A 20,400-nucleotide genomic window follows, 5' to 3' on the forward strand; every position below is an offset into this window, starting at 1 on the left:
TTTCTTCCTCCTTAAATGCTTCTTAATGCAGTTGATAGATTTTTTATATCAATGCTGAATTGTCTGTCTTGGTCTAAAAAGTCTGCGACTTGACGATACTGGTCAAATTTCTCACGTGTTTTTGGCGAGAGTTTATCTACACCACGAATTTCAACAGCACTCATTGCGATAAAAAGCTCGGTCGCAAGAACGTTGCGCACATTGTCGATGATGTCGCGTGCATGACGAGAACCAATAGTTCCCATAGAGACGTGGTCTTCTTGATTTGCTGAAGAGGGAATCGAGTCTACAGATGCTGGGTGCGCAAGTGTCTTGTTTTCAGAAACAAGTGCTGCTGCCATGTACTGTAAAATCATCGCGCCACTTTGGAATCCGTCTTCTGGACTTAAAAATGCTGGTAGATCTTCGTTTAATTGTGGGTTCACTAATCGTTCGATACGGCGTTCTGAAATGTTAGCAATTTCTGCGACACCGATTTTCAATAGGTCCATCGCTATTGCGATTGGCTGACCGTGGAAGTTACCACCTGAATACACTTCTTCCTCGCTGAAGATGAGTGGGTTGTCGTTTGCTGCATTCATTTCGATTTCTAACTTCTCTTTAACATAAACAAGTGTCTGGAAGCTCGCGCCGTGTACTTGTGGAATACAGCGGAGTGAGTACGCGTCTTGAACACGTAGTTCACCTTGGCGAGTAGTTAGCTTCGATCCTTCAAGGTAGTCGAGCATTTTTTCTGCAACATATACAGACTCTTTATAACCACGTGATTCATGGATTTTATGGTCGAATGCATCCGTAATTCCACGCAGACCTTGGTGCGTGAGTGATGCGATCCAAAGGCTGTCTTCCATGAGTTTTTCCGCTTCGATGTAGTTGATTACACCTTGAGCAGTCATTGGTTGTGTACCATTGATGAGTGCGAGTCCTTCTTTGGCTTCAAGTGAGATTGGAGAGATGTTGAGTTCATCTAAAACCTCTTTAGTATCTACTGCGACGCCGTCTTTAAATACTTCACCTTCGCCGATTAAAGTGAGTGCCATGTGTGAAAGTGGGGCAAGGTCACCAGAAGCTCCGAGCGATCCTTGTTCAGGTACAACTGGAATGATGCGCTTGTTGATGTATGTTTTCAGCTGGTTTACAAGCGCTTCACGTACACCAGAATGTCCTTTTAACATTGTGTTTAATCTGAATACCATCATGAGTAATGCAACTTCTTCTCGGAACGGACGACCCACACCGACTGCGTGTGAACGAATCAAGTTCGTTTGAAGTTGTGCTGTTTTTTCTTCTGAGATGAGCACGTTACAGAAGAGACCAAATCCTGTTGTGATTCCGTAAATTGTCTTCTCATTTCTAATGATGCTTTCTACAACTGCACGAGAAGCGCGCACACGTTGGTATGCTTCCTCTGTAATTTCGACTGTAGAGTCTGAATTTCCCAGGAAATCTTTGATATCCTCGATTGTTAAATGGTTACCGTCTAACATTAAAACTGACATTGTTTTCCTCCTTTTATGTACAAAAAAAGACACAAATATCCCTTTGATATTTATGTCCCTAATAACTAATGTCTATGACAATGATTTATTTAATTTAAATGTGGTTGATTCCGAGACCTAACGCCTCGTGTTCTTTTCCTCGAATCGGCGCACCAATTGTCCCGTAGAAGCACACCGCAATCCATTCACCTTCGCCGTCTTCGACATAAGGTTTACCGCGGATGATAGAAAACTCAAGACCAACTGTACGCATAATATCGCCAACTGCGAGATCACCACGCGTCACACCTTGAATCGCTTCCACAATCGCATGGTAGAGTGCATGTGTTTCTCTATACACCTCATCGTTGATGATACCCTCACGCTTTGCCGCAGTTTCCACAGATGCAATCACCTTTTTTAAATCCATCGTGCCCACTTTACCAGTGATGACGCGAAAACTTTTGAATTCCGGCATCAAGCGACGTGCCGTGTCTTCATCTGTGAGTGCAACAAGGCTCGCAAACTTACCGAATCTAAGATTTTTATTCATTTTAACCCTCAACTAATGTCTATTAACTAATTTAAGTATAGCGTTTTCATTTAGCTGACGCAATTATTTAAAGATAAAAACAAGCTGGCTGGAGGTGGGGGGATTAAGTTGGATTTTGTAGGATTAGAACTGAAAGATCGTTGTGAAAGTTTATATTCATTATTTTTTAATAGATAAAAACAGTCTCCTACCGTTAATCATTAAAAATATTCGTTTTGTGGCAGGATTGACCGCCATTCACAAATATATGCAGATAAAAACAGTCTACTTAAGAAAATATACGAAAATAAGTGATTAGCTATAGGGTGACTGGAGGATTGTTGCACTAATGCTAAGTAGGCTGGGATTAGCGCAACGATGTGAGGAGTATCTTCGCGCTACCGTCAAACAAACTCCAATTAGCGCAACGATGTAGAGAGTATCTTCGCGCTACCGTCAGCCAAACTCCAATTAGAGCAACGATGTAGAGAGTATCTTCGCGCTACCGTCAAACAAACTCCAATTAGCGCAACGATGTGAGGAGTATCCTCGCGCTACCGTCAGCCAAACTCCAATTAGCGCAACGATGTGAGGAGTATCCTCGCGCTACCGTCAGCCAAACTCCAATTAGCGCAACGATGTAGAGAGTATCTTCGCGCTACCGTCAAACAAACTCCAATTAGCGCAACGATGTAGAGAGTATCTTCGCGCTACCGTCAAACAAACTCCAATTAGCGCAACGATGTGAGGAGTATCCTCGCGCTACCCTCAAACAAACTCCAATTAGCGCAACGATGTAGAGAGTATCTTCGCGCTACCGTCAGCCAAACTCCAATTAGCGCAACGATGTAGAGAGTATCTTTGCGCTACCGTCAGCCAAACTCCAATTAGCGCAACGATGTGAGGAGTATCCTCGCGCTAATCTGCATCAAACACAATGTACTGCAACATTCCGAACAAACATAATTCTCATCAACAAAAAAGCCACACAGTCTTTCAACTGTGTGGCGTTTCTCTATTTAAATTTTACTCTTCCTCTTCATTATTGAGCGTGTCTTCATCTTTTAATGTTTCTTCTGCGAGTTCTTCTAATTCGTCTTCTGCTTCGTCGATTTCTGCATCTACATTTTTAACTACCGCAACTGTTGCGACGCCATGATCGTCGTCTAGACGCATAAGTCTTACACCTTGTGTTGCGCGTCCTAATGTCGATACGTCTTCAATTGCAAATCGGATAATGACGCCTCCGTCTGTCACAACCATAATGTCTTCGTCACCATTGACTGCTGCGATTGCTTCGAGTCGTCCGTTTCGCTCGTTCAAGTTGATTGTTTTCACACCTAATCCACCACGGCGTGTCGGTCTATAATCCGCTTCAGTTGTTTGTTTACCATATCCTTTGTCAGTAACTACAAGGATATTTTGCCCTTCAGATAGAACGTCAAGCCCAACAACTTCGTCGCCTTCACGTAACTTAATTCCTTTCACTCCGGCTGCAGTACGTCCCATTGAACGTACTTCTGTTTCATCAAAGCGAATCAGTGAACCGTCTTTAGATCCAATCACAACTTCTCTGCTGCCGTCTGTTAATCTTACAGCTAGAAGTTCATCTTCATCTTTAAACGTAATCGCGATTTTACCATTTTTGTTAATACGATCAAATTCAGTAAGTGACGTCCGTTTCACAATACCGTTCTTCGTCGCAAAGAGGAGATAATGCCCGTCTATTTCGTCTTTCTTATCTTTAACAGATAACATTGTGGTAATCATTTCGTCCTTGTCGATTTCAATCATATTGATGACTGGAATTCCTTTAGACTGACGAGATAATTCAGGCACCTCGTATCCTTTTAATCTGAATACACGACCTTTATTAGTAAAGAATAGCAAATAATCGTGCGTCGACATCGTCACGATTTGTGACACAAAGTCGTCTTCTTGCGTGTTCATACCTTGAATACCACGACCTCCACGGCGTTGTGCGCGATACGTATCTGAAGGTAATCGCTTGATGTAGTTACCATGAGACAATGTCACAACGATTTGCTCTTCTGGGATTAAATCCTCGTCCTCAATGTCATGAATCACACCAGCTAAAATTTCTGTACGTCTTTCGTCACCGTACTTGTCTCGAATCTCGATGAGTTCCTCACGAATGAGATCTAGAAGTTTATCTTCAGAATCTAAAATTTCTTGAAGCTCTTTAATTCTATTCATGAGTTCGTCATACTCTGCTTGAATTTTGTCACGTTCAAGTCCTGTTAAACGACGGAGTCTCATATCGAGAATCGCTTGAGATTGCTTCTCAGAAAGACTGAACTTCTCCATCAATCCATTCTTTGCTTCCTCGTCCGTCTGTGACGCACGAATAAGCGCGATAATTGCATCTATATTATCCAGCGCAATCATTAAACCTTCTAAGATGTGTGCGCGATCTTGTGCACGTTTTAAATCAAAACGCGTACGTCTCGTCACCACTTCTTTTTGGTGGTCTAAATAATGCACGAGCATTTGTTTAAGATTAAGAACCTGTGGCTCTCCGTTAACGAGTGCCAACATGTTTACACCAAATGTCATTTGTAGCGGTGTCTGTTTGTAAAGGTTATTTAATACAACATTCGCATTCTGATCTCTTCTGATTTCGATAATGATTTTTACGCCTTCTTTAAGTGACGTTTCGTCACGTAAGTCCGTAATCCCTTCAATCTTTTTATCTCTCGCTAGCTCTGCGATTTTTTCAACAAGACGTGCTTTGTTCAGCTGATAAGGAATTTCAGAAACTACGATGCGTTCACGACCGTTTTTCATTTCCTCAATTTCACATTTCGCACGCATAATAATTGAACCGCGACCTGTTTCATATGCTTTACGAATGCCAGATTTACCCATGATGTAACCTGCTGTTGGGAAGTCCGGTCCTTGAATGATATTCATAAGATCCATAATAGATACATCTGGGTTCCTAGACACTTCAAGTACACCGTCGATTGCTTCGACTAAGTTGTGTGGTGGAATGTTTGTTGCCATACCAACCGCTATACCTGAAGTACCGTTTACGAGTAGGTTAGGGAAGTGAGCAGGTAACACGACCGGCTCACGTTCGTTTTCATCATAGTTTGGCATGAAATCAATCGTATCTTTATTGATATCTCTCATGAGTTCCATTGCGATTTTTGACATCTTCGCTTCTGTATAACGCATCGCTGCTGCGCCGTCTCCATCCATCGAACCGAAGTTCCCTTGTCCGTGAACGAGCGGGTAGCGCGTCGAGAAGTCTTGTGCGAGTCTAACCATCGCATCATAAATAGATGAGTCACCGTGTGGGTGGAATTTACCCATTACGTCCCCAACGATACGCGCCGATTTTTTAAATGGCTTATCATTTGTCATTCCATTGTCATACATTCCGTATAATATACGACGGTGAACAGGTTTTAATCCGTCACGTACATCTGGTAATGCACGAGAAACGATGACACTCATCGCATAGCTAAGGAAAGATGATTTCATCGTCTTACTAATATTTATTTGTTCAGTTCCAAGTCTTTCAGACATTCATGTTTCCTCCTATACATCCAAGTTTTCTACGTATCTTGCATTTTCTTCAATGAATTCGCGTCTCGTTTCTACAACGTCACCCATGAGCATTTCAAACACTTCATCTGCTTCAACCGCATCCGTTAACTCTACTTGTAAGAGCGTACGGTTATCTGGGTCCATCGTCGTTTCCCATAGTTGGTCTGCGTTCATCTCACCAAGACCTTTATATCTAGAAATACTCGGTTTAGGCGTTTCCGGTAATGTTGCACGTAACTCTTCTAACGCCTCATCATCGTACACATAGTGTTTCTTACGTCCTTGTTCTACTTTGTAAAGTGGTGGCTGCGCAATATAAATATATCCCGCTTCAACCAGTGGACGCATAAAACGATAAAAGAACGTGAGCAACAGAGTTCTGATATGTGCCCCGTCTACGTCAGCATCGGTCATGATGACAACTTTGTGATAACGTGCTTTCTCCAAGTTGAATTCTTCGCCGATACCTGTGCCAAGCGCTGTGATCATACTACGAATCTCATTGTTCGTTAAAATTCTGTCTAAGCGTGCTTTTTCAACGTTTAGAATCTTACCACGAAGCGGTAAAATCGCTTGGTGCATCGAGTCACGACCAGATTTTGCTGAACCACCCGCAGAGTCTCCCTCTACGATAAATAACTCAGATTTACTTGGATCTTTAGAAGAACAGTCCGCAAGTTTACCTGGTAAGCTTGATACTTCGAGGGCTGACTTTCTACGTGTCATTTCACGTGCTTTACGTGCGGCAACACGCGCACGTTGAGCTGTGATTCCTTTTTCGACAATCGTACGTGCAGTTTGTGGGTTCTCCATTAAGAAACGTTCGAATCCTTCAGAGAATAGTTGGTCAGTGATTGTACGTGCTTCTGAGTTACCAAGTTTCGTTTTCGTTTGACCTTCAAACTGTGGATCCGTATGTTTGATTGAAACGACTGCTGTTATACCTTCACGCACATCATCGCCTGATAAACGATCATCTGTACTTTTTAAGATTTTTTGATTAAATGCATAGTTGTTGATTACACGTGTCAGTGCACGGCGGAATCCTTCTTCGTGAGTCCCACCCTCATACGTATGAATATTGTTCGCATACGTTAACAGAATCGTGTTGAATCCTGCGTTGTACTGCATCGCGATTTCTACTTCAATTTCGTCGCGTTCACTATCTAAATAAATCACTTCATCATGAAGTACTTCTTTCTTACGGTTTAATTCTTCTACGTAAGATTTAATACCACCTTCGAAATGATATTCAGCTGTGACAGGTTCTTCTTCGCGCTCATCTGTTAAGCGAATGAAGAGCCCTTTATTTAAGAAAGCAAGCTCTTTGATACGCTTTTCTAAAATTTCTCTTTCGTACACAGTTGTTTCAGTGAATATTTCAGGGTCTGCTTTAAAGCGGATCGATGTCCCTGTTTTATCTGTTTCACCAATGACTTTAAGGTCTGCTTGTGGCACACCACGTGAATATTTTTGGAAATGAATTTCACCGTCAAGATGAACATATACTTCTAATGTTTCAGATAGTGCGTTTACTACTGATGAACCAACACCGTGTAATCCACCAGACACTTTATAACCGCCACCGCCGAATTTACCCCCTGCATGAAGCACAGTTAAAATAACTTCTACCGCAGGACGTCCCATAGATTCTTGGATACCTACAGGAATTCCACGTCCGTTATCTGTGACTCTAATCCAGTTATCTTTCTCTATGACTACATCAATCTGTGATGCAAATCCCGCTAACGCCTCATCAATAGAGTTATCTACAATCTCCCAAACGAGATGGTGCAGTCCGCGTGAAGAGGTGGATCCAATGTACATCCCTGGACGCTTACGAACCGCTTCAAGCCCTTCTAAAACTTGTATCTGATTCGCATCATAATGTTCAATATTTTGTTCTGCCAAGTTGTTCACCTTCCTAATTTTTAACTGTGCCACTATTTACAGTGTAAAGTTTCATATCATCCATAATTCGATGGTTAATGTCACTAATACTTGTTGTTGTAACAAACGTCTGCACTCTATCTCTGATTGACGTCAGTAGATGTGCTTGTCTCGACTCATCGAGTTCACTGAGTACATCATCTAAAAGTAAAATTGGATATTCGCCAATTTCTTCTTTAATGACGTCGAGTTCCGCGAGTTTCAATGAGAGTGCCGTCGAACGCTGCTGACCTTGTGATCCGTATGTCTGCACATCAAATCCGTTGATTAAAAACTTGATGTCATCACGATGCGGTCCAATCAGTGTCTGCCTGCGTTCAATTTCTTTATCAATTACATTCTCATACTCCTCTAATATAAAAGCGCTCAACGTATCTTTATTATCATCGTCATACTTAATATTCGGATGATAATTCACCGTGAGCGTCTCAATACCATTAGATATATCACTGTGAATTCTTTTCGCATATTTGCTGAGCGTTTTAATGAACGCTTCGCGCTTTAAAATGACTGCCGCTGCTTCAACTGCGAGCTGTTCATTCAACACGCTGATCATGACACTATCCACATGTCTCTCTTTTAAATACTGATTTTTTTGTTGTAAGAGCCGTTTGTAGTTACTTAAGTGAGCGAGGTACACTTTTGAAATCTGACCACATTCAATATCAATAAACGAACGTCTGACTTGCGGTGCGCCTTTAACGATTTCTAAATCTTCTGGAGCAAAGAGCACACAGTTTAAATGACCGATGTACTCCGAGAGCTTTGACATCTCTAAATGATTCACCTTTGCACGCTTTCCTTTTTTTGTAATTGCTAAAGATAAAGGAATAGTACTACGGAGATTCTCCACTCGACCAGAAACGTATGCCTCTTCTTTGTCGAACTTAATCATCTCTTTGTCACGCGGTGTACGGTGACTTTTTGTTAGAGATAAAAAATAGATTGCCTCTAGTAAATTCGTTTTACCTTGCGCATTCTGACCAATGAAGACATTCAATTTGTCATGAAATGTCAGAGATAAAGACTCATAGTTTCTAAAACCGTTAAGCTCAATCTCTTTTAGTCTCATTCACTTTTGTACTCAATTCTAAATTGACCAAATTCTCCAAGGTCTAAAACATCGTCATGATGTAATTTCTTTCCACGACGATCTTCTCTTTCACCATTTAAAAATACATCATTTTCTCGTAAGAACCATTTTGCTTCTCCGCCAGAACCAATGATTGCTTGGTGTTTTAAAAACTGACCTAATGTAATTTGATCTTCTAATTGAATGATTTCCATGGGCTTTCCTCCTCACATACACTCTATTATTGTACTATAAATCAAAGAGTTTTTCATCTTCTCACTTATTTAGAGCCAATATAAGCCATTTATAACGTTTTATGATAAAACCTACATAAAAATAAAAAAAGTAGCAGAACCGCCTTATTTTTAATTTTAAGCGGTACTACTACTTCAAATTCTTTTTTTATTAATAAGTTCTAATAGGTAAAATTAACTGAATAACGTCGTAAGAATTGCTCGATTGAATCGTGAATGGCTTCATTGTTCCGAAGAATTCGATCGCAACTTCTTCGTCTGGAACTGCACGCAGCGCATCCATCATATATTTAGAGTTGAATGAAATCTGTAATGATTCCCCTTCAAGTCCCTCAATATTAACGTCTTCTTCAACGTTACCAATTTCTGGTGAGTTAGAAGAAAGTTCTACCTTACCATTTTCTATTGTCATCTTGATTGCGTTATTCCCGCCCTCACGAGCAAGTAATGATACACGGTCAATCGCTTGTAAGAATTCACTGTTATTCACAGTTAATTTAGTCTCATAGTTTTCGGGGAAGAGACGTGACGTGTCTGGATAATTCCCTTCAAGTAAACGAGAGATGAATCTCATATTTCCATATTTGAATAATACTTGGTTTTGAGAGAAGTTCACTTCTACGTCATCTTCTTTATCATCGATAATCTTGTTTAATTCTCCAAGTGCCTTACCTGGAATGATTGCATTGTTGATTTCTACAGAATTAGGTTTGTCTGTTAATTTTCTTAATGCCAGTCTATGTGAATCCGTTGCAGTGAATTTAATTTCATCATCTAAGAACTGCCAGTTAACACCTGTTAACACTGGGCGAGTTTCTGAAGGAGATACCGCAAAGTTTGTTTCGTTAATAATAGTTTTAAGTACAGAAGATGAAACAATAATGCTCGATTCATTGTTCACTTCAGGAAGTAATGGGTACTGATTTGGATCATTACCACTTAAGTTGAAATTCGATTTACCCGCACGGATATGTGTTAAGTACTGTGCATTTGTATCTAATTCTACAAAGTCACCAGATAATTTTTTAATAACATCTGTAAAGAATCGTGCAGATAAAACGACAGATCCTGGAGATTCGATTTCTAATACTGTTTCATTATTCACTTCAGTAGGAATTGTGATTTCAATTGAAATTTCAGAATCACTACCAGTAAGTATTAAGTTGTCTTCAGTAGCTTCAAGTTTAATACCATTTAAAATTGGTAATGCTGTTCTTGGTGAGATGGCTTTTAAAACGTCGTTTAATTGCTCAATAAAATATGTGCGTTTAATACGAATTTTCATTTGTAATCTCCTTATTTATTATTAATTATTTATATAAAGATATTAAAAGCATTAGTAGGTCCTGTGAATATGTGGATAACTCCAAAAACTGTATATTTACGTAAGTTATTCACATGTGGATAACCTGTTGGTAATAGTGTAACACTTATCCACATTACTCACATGTTTTAATTCAGCTTAGATTCTATCTGTGCGAGCTCTGAAAGAAATGATTCATCATTTTCTCTGAGTTTCGCAATTTTTTCATGCGCATGAATCACTGTTGTGTGATCTCTGCCTCCAAAAATTTCTCCAATTTTCGGTAATGAATTATCCGTAAGCTCTCTAGATAAATACATTGCAACATGACGTGGGAACGCAATCGAGCGGGTACGTTTTTTCGATGCAAAGTCTTCAATTTGAATGCCGTAATATTCTGCAACAGCTTTCTGGATATCTGGTATTGTAATTTTTTTTGACTTCGGTTGTGAAACAATATCCTTCAGTGCGAGTGCTACAAGCTCTGGTGTCATCACCTGGTTTGTTAATTTGGAGTATGCTGCAACACGTGTTAATGCACCCTCAAGTTCACGAATATTGGTATCGATATGATTCGCAATATAAAGCATTGCTTCATTTGGAATCTCTACATTTTCCTCTTCACATTTTTTGCGTAGAATTGCAATTCTTGTTTCTAAATCAGGTGGTGTGATATCTGTGATGAGTCCCCATCCAAAACGTGAACGCAGACGGTCTTCTAGGGTTGGAATCTCATTTGGCGTACGGTCACTTGTGATCACAATCTGTTTATCATGATCATGAAGCGCGTTAAACGTATGGAAGAACTCTTCCTGAGTTGATTCTTTCCCTGCTAAGAACTGAATGTCATCAATTAATAGTACGTCTACATTACGATACTTGTTTCTGAATGCTTCAGGCTTATTATCACGAATCGAGTTGATGAAGTCATTCGTAAACTTTTCACTTGAAAGGTAAGCGACTTTTGCCCCTGGTCTCGTTTCTGTGACATAATTTCCTATCGCATGCATGAGATGTGTCTTTCCTAAACCAACGCCTCCATAAATGAATAGCGGGTTATATGCTTTAGCAGGTGCTTCAGCTACTGCTAAGCTTGCTGCATGCGCAAATCGGTTTCCACTACCAATGACAAACGTCTCAAATGTATTCTGATCATTGATTTGGAAGTTTGGTCCAAATGATGTGTCGACTTTTTCTTCATCTTTAACTGGTGCTTCATTACTCACTTCGTCTCCTTTAATAATAAAAGTGACATTTGGTCTTTCACCAACAGAATTAAAAAGCGCATCTTGAACAACATCAGTATAGTGTGTTTCAAGCCAATCTCTATTGAACGAGTTATGCGTTTCAATGATCGCTTCTTCTTTAGTGAGTTCAATAAGAGTGACATCCATAAACCACGTCTCAAAACTTGGGCCAGCTAATTTCTCTTTAATAGATTCTAAGGCCTTCTGCCAAATCTGATCGAGTCCATTCATAAAATTTTTCCTCACTTTTAACATTTTCACATGGTGTGGATAACTATAATTCACGGGTGTATAAAAGTTATCCACAAGTTGTGCACAAACTGTGGATAAGTCAGATGAAAACAAAAGTTACCCACAGCTATTTCATAAAAATTATAACGGAAATCTGTGGATATATCAATAAATTTTAAAATCAATCCACAGATCAACAACTTATCCACAGGCACTTATAAACGTGCTGTTATCTTGTGGAAAAATACTAAAATTACCTGTGGATAACATTATTATGTGATATAATCTTACACAAGATGTGTGGATAACTCTTGATATCACTCATTTTTAATCGAAATTTTGTCTTGAACTAAGTGATAGTTTCTGTTACTATTAAATAGTTGCTAAAATAAAGACTAGATACACATATAAGTGGAATTATTAATTTGGAGGTGTAGAGATGGTAAAACGTACGTATCAACCAAATAAACGTAAACGTTCTAAAGTACACGGATTCCGCGCAAGAATGGCTACAAAGAATGGCCGTAAAGTTCTTGCTCGTCGTAGAAGAAAAGGAAGAAAAGTGCTTTCAGCATAGTAAAAGATCATCTATCACTAGGTGATCTTTTTTTATGCCAATTCTGATGAGTGTTATTAAAGAGTAAGATTTTGTATAATATAGTAATCATATAATGAGAGTAGCGTATTTTGATGAAGAAGCAGTATAGGATTAAAAAGCAAAGAGATTTTCAATTTGTCTTTAAAAAAGGACGTTCTTTTGCGAACCGTCAATTTGTCGTATACGTTAAAGATAATAAGGAAGTATCACATTTTAGGCTCGGAATCAGCGTATCCAAAAAACTTGGTAATGCAGTGACAAGAAATAAAATAAAAAGACGCATCCGAAATTTCTTTCAAACACACATAGATGAACTTAAGAGTACCGAGTACGTAGTGATTGCGAGGCAGCCTGTTCCAAATATGGAGTACAAAGAAATTGAAAAATCATTATTACATGTCTTAAAAATTGCAAAATGCATAAATAATGGAGGCAACTAAATGTACAAAGTGTATCAAGCAGAAACTGTTGATGAGGCGATAGAAGTGGGACTTAAAGACTTAAACGTTACAGAAGATGATATTAAGATCGACGTCATTGAAGCGGGGAAGCGCGGTATATTTGGATTAGGTAAAAAAGATGCTGAGGTAAAACTCACTGTTATAAACCCTGAACTTAAGATGTATGAAAGTTTAGATGCACTGAAATTTAGACATACAAGGCTTGAAAAAGAAGCAAACATTACTGAGAACAATACAGTAGCAGAAACAAACGTAACAGAAGAAGATTTTACGGAAGAAGAAGCGCGTGACGAAGTAGATGCTGTTACAAAAGAAGTCATTGATGTACCAAACGAAATTATTGAAGACAATACTTTAGTTGAAGACGAAGAAGTAGCTGAAGAAGAAATCGAAGAAGCTCCAGTAATTACAGAAGAGCCAAAATTCACATTTCTAGATGCTGCAGAAAGTACAATGAGTTATGTTCATTCAGTAATTACAGAAATGGGTATCAAGAATGATGTCACTTATACAATAGAAGATAAGGAAATCAATATTGAGATAGAAAGTGATTATGCGTCAAAAATTATCGGTAAACGTGGCGCGACTTTAAATGCAATCCAAGAAATCGCACAGAGCTATTTCAATAGAATTTATACTAGCTATGGACGTGTTATTATCGACACAGAAAATTATAGAATGAAACGTGAAGAGGTTTTAGAAACACTTGCATTAAACATGACTAAGAAAGCATTACAAACTGGACTTCCAGTACACTTAGAACCAATGCCAGCGAACGAAAGAAAAGTCATTCATAACGCTCTAAGTAACGTTACAAATATTAAAACACACTCAGAAGGTGAAGAGCCAAACCGTTACTTGGTAATACAAAAGAAATAAAGGAGACATTTGTATGCAGTTAGAAACGATATCGAGCATTTCAACTCCTATCGGCGAAGGTGCCATCGCGATTGTTCGACTATCAGGTATCGACGCTGTGGAAATTGCAGATAAGCTCTATAGAGGTAAAAATAAGCTTAAAGACGTGGATTCACATACGATTAATTACGGTCATATCGTCGATCCAGAAACGAATGAAACAGTAGAAGAGGTAATGGTAGCCGTTATGCGTGCACCACGCACATATACGCGAGAAGATATCGTGGAAATTAACTGTCACGGTGGTGTGCATACAATTAACCATATTCTACGATTAACATTAAAACATGGTGCTGAAATGGCTGAACCAGGTGAGTTTACGAAACGTGCTTTCTTAAATGGACGTATCGACTTATCACAAGCTGAAGGTATCATGGACTTTATTAGATCTAAAACAGACGAAGCATCAAAAGTTGCGAATCAACAAATGCAAGGTCGTCTGAAAACATATATTGAATCACTTAGACAAGAAATTTTAGAAATTCTAGCACAAGTAGAAGTAAACATCGACTACCCTGAATACGATGATGTTGAAGAAGCGACAACAGCATTCTTATTAGAAGAAGCTGTGAAGATAGAAGAAAAAATTGCGACACTACTAAAAACTTCAAAAGAAGGTCGTATTTTACGTGAGGGGCTCAATACTGTAATCGTTGGTAAACCAAACGTCGGTAAGAGTTCACTTCTAAATTATCTCATCCAAGATAACCGTGCGATCGTGACAGACATTGCGGGAACGACACGTGACATCTTGGAAGAATACGTGAACGTCAACGGAATTCCATTAAAACTTGTTGATACTGCAGGTATTCGTGAGACGGATGACGTTGTAGAACGTATCGGTGTAGAACGTTCGCGTGAAGCATTAAGTAACGCAGAACTCATTCTATACGTTATTGATTACACACAAGAATTAACAGATGAAGACAGAGAAATATTAGAGAACTTACAAGGACGTAAAGTAATCATCATCGTGAATAAGCTTGACTTAACACAAAAGCTAAACGTTGATGAGTTGATTCCTTATGGATTCAATATTGTCCAAACATCCATTACTGAAGGAACAGGCGTAGATGATTTAGAAGAAAATATCAGAGACTTATTCTTCAGTGGAGGACTCAATATGAGTGACTCAACATATGTATCTAACAACCGACACATCCACTTACTCGAATCTGCAAAACAATCGATTCATGATGCGGTTGAAGCAGCGAAACTTGATATTCCAGTGGATATGATTCAAATAGATTTAGTTAAAACGTGGCAATTACTTGGTGAGGTTATCGGACAAGACGTTTCAGAAGAACTCATAGACCAGTTATTTGCCCAATTCTGTTTAGGAAAATAATAGGAGGAAATTGTATGGTAGAGCATAGTAAATATGATGTAATCGTCATTGGTGCAGGACATGCGGGGGTCGAAGCTGGCCTTGCTGCTGCACGTAAAGGTCTTACGACTCTGATGTTAACGATTAACTTAGACAGCATCGCATTCATGCCATGTAATCCGTCTGTTGGTGGACCGGCTAAAGGAATCGTCGTAAGAGAAGTAGATGCTCTAGGCGGTCAAATGGCTAAAGTCATTGACAAGACGCACATACAAATGCGCATGTTAAATACAGGTAAAGGACCTGCCGTTCGTGCACTACGCGCACAAGCAGACAAGGTTCTTTATCAGCAAGAAATGAAACAAGTCCTTGAAGACACTGAAAATTTAGATGTCATGCAAGGCATGGTAGATGAGATTTTAATTGAAGATAAAAAGATCGTGGGTGTGAGAACGAACGTTGGAACAGTATATGATGCGAAATCTGTCATCATTACAACTGGAACGTTCTTACGTGGTGAAATTATCTTGGGTGACCTTAAATATTCAAGTGGTCCAAACCATCAAATGCCTTCAATCAAACTTGCAGATCAGTTGAAAGATTTAGGTTTTGAAATCGTGAGATTCAAAACAGGTACTCCACCACGTGTGAATGCTGATTCAATTGATTATGATAAAACAGAAATCCAGCCAGGAGACGACGTGCCACGTGCATTCAGTTATGAGACAACTGAATTCATCATGGATCAACTTCCTTGTTGGTTAACACATACAAATGAATTTACACACAAAATCATCAACGATAATTTACACCTATCTGCGATGTATTCTGGTTTAATCGAAGGAACAGGTCCGCGTTATTGCCCATCAATTGAAGATAAGATTGTTCGATTTAATGACAAACCACGTCACCAAATCTTTTTAGAGCCAGAAGGCAGACATACGAAAGAAGTTTATGTTCAAGGTCTTTCAACAAGCATGCCTGAAGCGGTGCAAAGAGAAATGCTGAAAACAATCCCTGGTCTTGAGAACGCACGTATGATGCGTACAGGATATGCGATTGAGTATGATGCATTAGTACCCACTCAGTTATGGCCAACGCTTGAAACGAAAAAAATTGAGAACTTATATACGGCAGGTCAAATCAACGGTACAAGTGGATATGAAGAAGCTGCAGGACAAGGACTTATCGCGGGTATCAACGCTGCGAATAAAATCTTAGGACAAGAAGAACTCATCTTAAGTCGTACCGAAGCATATATCGGTGTACTGATTGATGACTTAGTGACAAAAGGTACAAATGAACCCTATCGTCTATTAACATCACGTGCGGAACACCGTCTGATTTTAAGACACGACAATGCAGACATGAGACTTACAGAAATCGGTCACGAACATGGTCTAGTCACAGACGAGCGCTATGACATGTTTTTATCTAAAAAAGAACGTATTGAGAAAGAACTTGAGCGCTTTAGAAATGTGCGTATCAAACCGAATGAACACACTCAAAGTGTTGTTGAAAGTAAAGGCGGTACACGTCTAAAAGATGGTATTCTAGCGATTGAATTACTCCGTCGTCCAGAAATGACTTATCAAGATATCATGACGATTTTAGGCGAAGAGTCACTTCTTACTTCTGATGAACAAGAGCAAGTTGAAATCGAAGTGAAGTACGAAGGGTACATTAAGAAGTCACTTCAACAAGTTGAAAAAATGAAACGCATGGAAGACAAGAAAATTCCTGAAGATATTGATTATGATGCAGTGCATTCACTCGCAAGCGAAGCCAAAGACAAGCTGAAAGAAGTACGTCCATTAGATCTCGCACAAGCATCTCGTATTTCAGGTGTAAATCCTGCGGATATTTCAATTCTACTCGTATATATTGAACAAGGAAAAATCGCGAAAGTGCAAAACTAAAAAGGCTTATCACTAAGCCTTTTTATTAATATAGAGGGATAAATATGACTAAAGACGAATTTATTTTACACTTAAAAAAAGAAGGTATTGAAGTAACAGATATCCAAATGAAACAGTTTGATATGTACTTTAAAATGCTCGTTGAGTGGAATGAGAAAATCAACCTGACAGCAGTGACTGAAGAGAACGAAGTCTATGAAAAGCACTTCTATGATTCCATTACACCACTTTTTTATGCAGACATTGAAGAAGGTGCGAGCCTCTGTGATGTAGGTGCAGGAGCAGGATTTCCATCGATTCCAATGAAGATTCTTCGTCCAGATTTAAAAGTGACGATTGTAGATTCATTAAATAAACGCATCATGTTCTTAAATGAATTGACTGCAAACTTAGAACTCGATAAAATCACACTTGTCCATGATCGTGCAGAGACATTTGGTCAACACACAGCACGTCACATGTTTGATGTTGTAACGGCGCGTGCGGTTGCACGTTTAAACGTTTTAGCAGAACTATGCTTACCACTGGTTAGAACAGGTGGGAAGTTCATCGTTCTAAAAGGAAAGCGTACAATGGAAGAGATTGATGAAGCAGAGTTTGCACTGAAATTACTGGGTGGAAAACTTGAAGCGGTCCATGAGTTATCATTGCCAGAAGAAGAAAGTGATCGTTATATCTTAGAAATTAAGAAGACGAGTAAGACACCGAGAAAGTATCCAAGAAAACCAGGTACACCAAGCAAGAAACCATTACTCAATTAGGGGTGTTATAAATGAAGAAGCCATTTTCGAAACTGTTTAATCTTCTTGATAAAACAGGAAAACATGAAGAAGATAAAATTGAACTGGTACCAGTAGAATCTATCGTTCCGAACCGTTTCCAACCGAGACGTGTATTTAATGATAAATCTATTAAAGAACTTGCCCAGTCAATCAAAAAACATGGTTTACTTCAACCAATCACCCTGCGTCCTATAGAAGAGGGCATGTATGAGATCATTGCAGGAGAGCGCCGTTTTCGTGCAATGAAATCTCTACACTATGAAAATGTAGAATCGATTATCAAATATTTAACAGATCAAGAAGCTGCTGTCATTGCAATCATTGAAAACATACAGAGAGAAAACTTATCACCTTATGAAGAAGCACTTGCATATAAAGAACTGTTATCGATGGAAGATATCACACAGAAAGACCTCGCTATTTCTCTAGGTAAGAGTCAGTCATTCATCGCAAACAAACTCAGACTTTTAAAGCTATCAGATAGCGTTATTTCAGCGTTACAAAACAATGAAATAACAGAAAGACATGCGAGAACAATGCTTTCTTTAGATAACGATATGCAGTATGAAATACTAGAAAAAGTGAAGCGTGATGAACTGAATGTTAAAGACACAGAGCTTGCAGTAAAAAATCGAATAGAGAAAAAGAACGAGCAAATTAACTTCAATGATGATGTCAGTTTCGTCATGAATGATCTTCTTAATGACATTGAAAAGTTAAAAGCACGTGGATTTAAAGTAGACTATGATAAGACAGAAGAGTCTCTGTATCACGAAGTCGTGATACGAATATATAAATAAGAGGTGTGCTATGGATAAGGGACAACTGAAAGAAATTAAAATCAGCGATATTAAACCCAACCCATATCAGCCTCGCCTTACTTTTAAGGAATCATCACAGAAAGAACTCGCAGCGTCGATTGAGCGAAACGGATTACTCCAACCCATCTCTGTAAGAAAATCTATAAAAGGATATACGCTTATTGCAGGAGAACGTCGCTTTCGTGCAATGCAGTCTCTAAAGAAAGAGACCATACAAGCGGTAATCTTAGATCTTACAGACGAAGAGATGATGACGCATTCGATATTGGAAAACTTGCAACGTGAAGATTTGGATTCATTTGAAGAAGCAATGAGCTATAAGAACTACATGGAAGCACTGAATCTAAATCAAGAACAAGTCGCAAAAAATCTAGGTAAATCGAGAAGTTATATCGCAAATACAATTCGACTCCTGAATTTACCCAACCGTGTTGTTCGGATGATAAAAAACAACGAGCTGACAAGTGCACATGGCCGTACGCTTCTCAGCTTAAAAGATCCACTGACAATAGAACACGTGGCTATAAAGTGTCGAGATGAGAAGTGGAACGTGAGAAAGCTTGAACGCTACGTACAAGGGTTTAAGACAGAGCGGGGCTTAAAGCGTGGAAAAAATGATTTAAAAAAACCGAAAATCGTGGAAACGACGGAACAAAAACTAAAAGAAACACTCGGCACAAAAGTAGAAATTAAGCGCGTGAAAAATCGCGGATATATAGAAATTGATTTTACAGACCAAAAAGAGTTTGAAAGAATTGTAAACTACATACTGAACGGAGGAGAATAGTATTGAATTTTGAGTTTTTAAACACATTAATCGTATCAGCAATAGAAAAGCCAATGGATACGAGATTTCTGACTACAATCTACGACAAATTAACAAATCCCGACATTTGGATCAACATCTTAGTACGTGTCGTCTGGTCGATTGGTTTTATCATCATCGGACTGATTGTGATGAAAGTTGTTAAAACACTGATTCAAAACTTCTTCACAATGAAGGCCCGTTCGAAGCTTAAAATTAAAGGCAGTGCAAAACGCAATAAAACTCTGATTAACGTATTGCAAAACATGACAACGATTGTTGTATGGTTCGTCGTTGTTGTAACGATACTAGAAACGTTCAACATTCCGGTAGGTACGCTACTTGCCGGTGCTGGGATTGTCGGCCTAGCCATTGGTTTTGGTGCACAGAGTTTAGTAAAAGACATGATCACTGGATTCTTTATTATCTTAGAAAACCAATTTGATACAGGTGATTTCATCCGTGCGAATACAACAGGTACAACTGTTGCGGAAGGAGAAGTCATTCACTTAGGGTTACGCTCCTCAAAGATAAAAGGGTATAATGGTGAAGTTTACATGATACCGAACGGAACAATTAACGAAGTGGTTAACTTTTCTGTAGAGAATTCCATCGCATTCCTTGACCTTAACTTATCGCTAGAAACAGACACAGCTGAAGTTGAGCGTCTACTTACGAAATACTTTGATATTGAGTGGTCAAATGATCCAAGTCTTGTGGCACAGCCAGCTGTGCTCGGAATTCAAGACTTCCAACAAGGGCAAGCAATGCTACGTATTCAATTTATAACAGAGCCGATGGAGCAATTTGGTGTACTTCGTAAATATCGCGGTAAAATTAAAGATTACCTCAATGCACACGAAATAGAACTTGCTGTACCAGTGATGGATTTTGGTAAAGATACAAGCATGAAGGGGTCATAAATATGGAACACGAATTTGATCTTGGTAGTATTGTAGAGATGAAAAAACCACACCCATGTGGTACAAATGAATTTGAAGTCGTAAGACTTGGTGCGGACATTAAAATTAAATGCCTGAATTGCGAACGTATTATCATGCTTCCAAGAAGAGACTTTAAAAAACGACTGAAACGTATTATTAAACAATAATTTTCACTTAAGGAG

At 39.0% G+C, this 20,400-nt stretch carries 18 protein-coding genes; 10 read left to right on the forward strand and 8 right to left on the reverse strand.

Translation table 11 applies throughout. The annotated features are described in order from the left end of the window. Positions 1 to 11: 11 nt before the first annotated feature. The 8 genes from hutH to dnaA all read right to left on the reverse strand — a co-directional run bounded on the left by hutH (position 12) and on the right by dnaA (position 11,643). Positions 12 to 1,499 (reverse strand): histidine ammonia-lyase, encoded by a 1,488-nt coding sequence (gene hutH, locus IEU51_RS05935; protein ID WP_186086110.1) that lies wholly within the window; start codon positions 1,497 to 1,499, stop codon positions 12 to 14. A gap of 94 nt (positions 1,500 to 1,593) precedes the next feature. Beyond that, entirely contained in the window at positions 1,594 to 2,031 is a 438-nt protein-coding gene (gene hutP, locus IEU51_RS05940; protein WP_186086107.1) for a hut operon transcriptional regulator HutP, read from the reverse strand. A 1,005-nt stretch (positions 2,032 to 3,036) separates the two neighbouring features. Continuing rightward, on the reverse strand, positions 3,037 to 5,565 hold the full coding sequence (gene gyrA / locus IEU51_RS05945; protein WP_186086104.1) for a DNA gyrase subunit A: 2,529 nt from the start codon (positions 5,563 to 5,565) through the stop codon (positions 3,037 to 3,039). Between the two features lie 12 nt (positions 5,566 to 5,577). After that, positions 5,578 to 7,506 carry a DNA topoisomerase (ATP-hydrolyzing) subunit B gene (gyrB, locus tag IEU51_RS05950; protein ID WP_229713894.1) on the reverse strand — a complete coding sequence of 643 codons (1,929 nt, stop codon included), beginning with the start codon at positions 7,504 to 7,506 and terminating at the stop codon, positions 5,578 to 5,580. A gap of 4 nt (positions 7,507 to 7,510) precedes the next feature. Then, positions 7,511 to 8,608 carry a DNA replication/repair protein RecF gene (gene recF, locus IEU51_RS05955; protein ID WP_186086098.1) on the reverse strand — a complete coding sequence of 366 codons (1,098 nt, stop codon included), beginning with the start codon at positions 8,606 to 8,608 and terminating at the stop codon, positions 7,511 to 7,513. After that, positions 8,605 to 8,823 (reverse strand): RNA-binding S4 domain-containing protein, encoded by a 219-nt coding sequence (locus tag IEU51_RS05960; protein WP_186086096.1) that lies wholly within the window; start codon positions 8,821 to 8,823, stop codon positions 8,605 to 8,607. Before IEU51_RS05960 ends, recF begins: the two co-directional genes overlap by 4 nt. Positions 8,824 to 9,013: 190 nt before the next feature. Next, complete coding sequence (gene dnaN, locus IEU51_RS05965; RefSeq protein WP_188349289.1) at positions 9,014 to 10,147, reverse strand: DNA polymerase III subunit beta; 1,134 nt, start codon at positions 10,145 to 10,147, stop codon at positions 9,014 to 9,016. A gap of 167 nt (positions 10,148 to 10,314) precedes the next feature. After that, entirely contained in the window at positions 10,315 to 11,643 is a 1,329-nt protein-coding gene (dnaA, locus tag IEU51_RS05970) for a chromosomal replication initiator protein DnaA (protein WP_186086090.1), read from the reverse strand. Between the two features lie 439 nt (positions 11,644 to 12,082). Here dnaA and rpmH point away from each other — a divergent pair, with 439 nt between their 5' ends. From rpmH to IEU51_RS06020, 10 genes are all read left to right on the forward strand, one after another. Then, positions 12,083 to 12,220, forward strand: coding sequence for a 50S ribosomal protein L34 (rpmH, locus tag IEU51_RS05975; RefSeq protein WP_186076455.1), 138 nt, complete (start codon positions 12,083 to 12,085; stop codon positions 12,218 to 12,220). A gap of 113 nt (positions 12,221 to 12,333) precedes the next feature. After that, positions 12,334 to 12,681 (forward strand): ribonuclease P protein component, encoded by a 348-nt coding sequence (gene rnpA, locus IEU51_RS05980; RefSeq protein WP_186086087.1) that lies wholly within the window; start codon positions 12,334 to 12,336, stop codon positions 12,679 to 12,681. Then, positions 12,682 to 13,581, forward strand: a complete 900-nt coding sequence (gene jag / locus IEU51_RS05985) for an RNA-binding cell elongation regulator Jag/EloR (RefSeq protein WP_186086084.1) — start codon at positions 12,682 to 12,684, stop codon at positions 13,579 to 13,581. Positions 13,582 to 13,594: 13 nt separating this feature from the next. Beyond that, positions 13,595 to 14,968, forward strand: coding sequence for a tRNA uridine-5-carboxymethylaminomethyl(34) synthesis GTPase MnmE (mnmE, locus tag IEU51_RS05990; RefSeq protein WP_186086081.1), 1,374 nt, complete (start codon positions 13,595 to 13,597; stop codon positions 14,966 to 14,968). A 14-nt stretch (positions 14,969 to 14,982) separates the two neighbouring features. Continuing rightward, complete coding sequence (gene mnmG, locus IEU51_RS05995) at positions 14,983 to 16,866, forward strand: tRNA uridine-5-carboxymethylaminomethyl(34) synthesis enzyme MnmG (RefSeq protein ID WP_186086078.1); 1,884 nt, start codon at positions 14,983 to 14,985, stop codon at positions 16,864 to 16,866. Between the two features lie 44 nt (positions 16,867 to 16,910). Next, the gene (rsmG, locus tag IEU51_RS06000; protein ID WP_186086075.1) at positions 16,911 to 17,627 is read left to right on the forward strand and encodes a 16S rRNA (guanine(527)-N(7))-methyltransferase RsmG; all 717 of its coding nucleotides are present in this window, start codon (positions 16,911 to 16,913) and stop codon (positions 17,625 to 17,627) included. An 11-nt stretch (positions 17,628 to 17,638) separates the two neighbouring features. Beyond that, positions 17,639 to 18,448, forward strand: a complete 810-nt coding sequence (locus IEU51_RS06005; RefSeq protein ID WP_186086072.1) for a ParB/RepB/Spo0J family partition protein — start codon at positions 17,639 to 17,641, stop codon at positions 18,446 to 18,448. A gap of 10 nt (positions 18,449 to 18,458) precedes the next feature. Continuing rightward, positions 18,459 to 19,256 (forward strand): ParB/RepB/Spo0J family partition protein, encoded by a 798-nt coding sequence (locus IEU51_RS06010; protein WP_186086069.1) that lies wholly within the window; start codon positions 18,459 to 18,461, stop codon positions 19,254 to 19,256. A 2-nt stretch (positions 19,257 to 19,258) separates the two neighbouring features. Next, positions 19,259 to 20,197 carry a mechanosensitive ion channel family protein gene (locus IEU51_RS06015; protein ID WP_229713887.1) on the forward strand — a complete coding sequence of 313 codons (939 nt, stop codon included), beginning with the start codon at positions 19,259 to 19,261 and terminating at the stop codon, positions 20,195 to 20,197. A 2-nt stretch (positions 20,198 to 20,199) separates the two neighbouring features. Further along, positions 20,200 to 20,385 (forward strand): DUF951 domain-containing protein, encoded by a 186-nt coding sequence (locus tag IEU51_RS06020; RefSeq protein WP_186086066.1) that lies wholly within the window; start codon positions 20,200 to 20,202, stop codon positions 20,383 to 20,385. The last annotated feature ends 15 nt before the right edge of the window (positions 20,386 to 20,400 follow it).

This window comes from Phocicoccus schoeneichii, from assembly GCF_014635565.1.
In the GTDB taxonomy this organism is placed as follows: Bacteria; Bacillota; Bacilli; order Staphylococcales; family Salinicoccaceae; genus Phocicoccus; species Phocicoccus schoeneichii.

Bases quoted from the DNA above. Each gene is read 5' to 3' on its own strand.
- recF (WP_186086098.1), bottom strand. From the start codon at position 8,608: ATGAGACTAAAAGAGATTGAGCTTAACGGTTTTAGAAACTATGAGTCT.
- IEU51_RS06020 (WP_186086066.1), top strand. From the start codon at position 20,200: ATGGAACACGAATTTGATCTTGGTAGTATTGTAGAGATGAAAAAACCA.
- hutH (WP_186086110.1), bottom strand. From the start codon at position 1,499: ATGTCAGTTTTAATGTTAGACGGTAACCATTTAACAATCGAGGATATC.
- gyrA (WP_186086104.1), bottom strand. From the start codon at position 5,565: ATGTCTGAAAGACTTGGAACTGAACAAATAAATATTAGTAAGACGATG.
- IEU51_RS06005 (WP_186086072.1), top strand. From the start codon at position 17,639: ATGAAGAAGCCATTTTCGAAACTGTTTAATCTTCTTGATAAAACAGGA.
- hutP (WP_186086107.1), bottom strand. From the start codon at position 2,031: ATGAATAAAAATCTTAGATTCGGTAAGTTTGCGAGCCTTGTTGCACTC.
- rsmG (WP_186086075.1), top strand. From the start codon at position 16,911: ATGACTAAAGACGAATTTATTTTACACTTAAAAAAAGAAGGTATTGAA.
- dnaA (WP_186086090.1), bottom strand. From the start codon at position 11,643: ATGAATGGACTCGATCAGATTTGGCAGAAGGCCTTAGAATCTATTAAA.
- rpmH (WP_186076455.1), top strand. From the start codon at position 12,083: ATGGTAAAACGTACGTATCAACCAAATAAACGTAAACGTTCTAAAGTA.
- jag (WP_186086084.1), top strand. From the start codon at position 12,682: ATGTACAAAGTGTATCAAGCAGAAACTGTTGATGAGGCGATAGAAGTG.
- dnaN (WP_188349289.1), bottom strand. From the start codon at position 10,147: ATGAAAATTCGTATTAAACGCACATATTTTATTGAGCAATTAAACGAC.
- mnmE (WP_186086081.1), top strand. From the start codon at position 13,595: ATGCAGTTAGAAACGATATCGAGCATTTCAACTCCTATCGGCGAAGGT.
- mnmG (WP_186086078.1), top strand. From the start codon at position 14,983: ATGGTAGAGCATAGTAAATATGATGTAATCGTCATTGGTGCAGGACAT.
- IEU51_RS05960 (WP_186086096.1), bottom strand. From the start codon at position 8,823: ATGGAAATCATTCAATTAGAAGATCAAATTACATTAGGTCAGTTTTTA.
- IEU51_RS06010 (WP_186086069.1), top strand. From the start codon at position 18,459: ATGGATAAGGGACAACTGAAAGAAATTAAAATCAGCGATATTAAACCC.
- rnpA (WP_186086087.1), top strand. From the start codon at position 12,334: ATGAAGAAGCAGTATAGGATTAAAAAGCAAAGAGATTTTCAATTTGTC.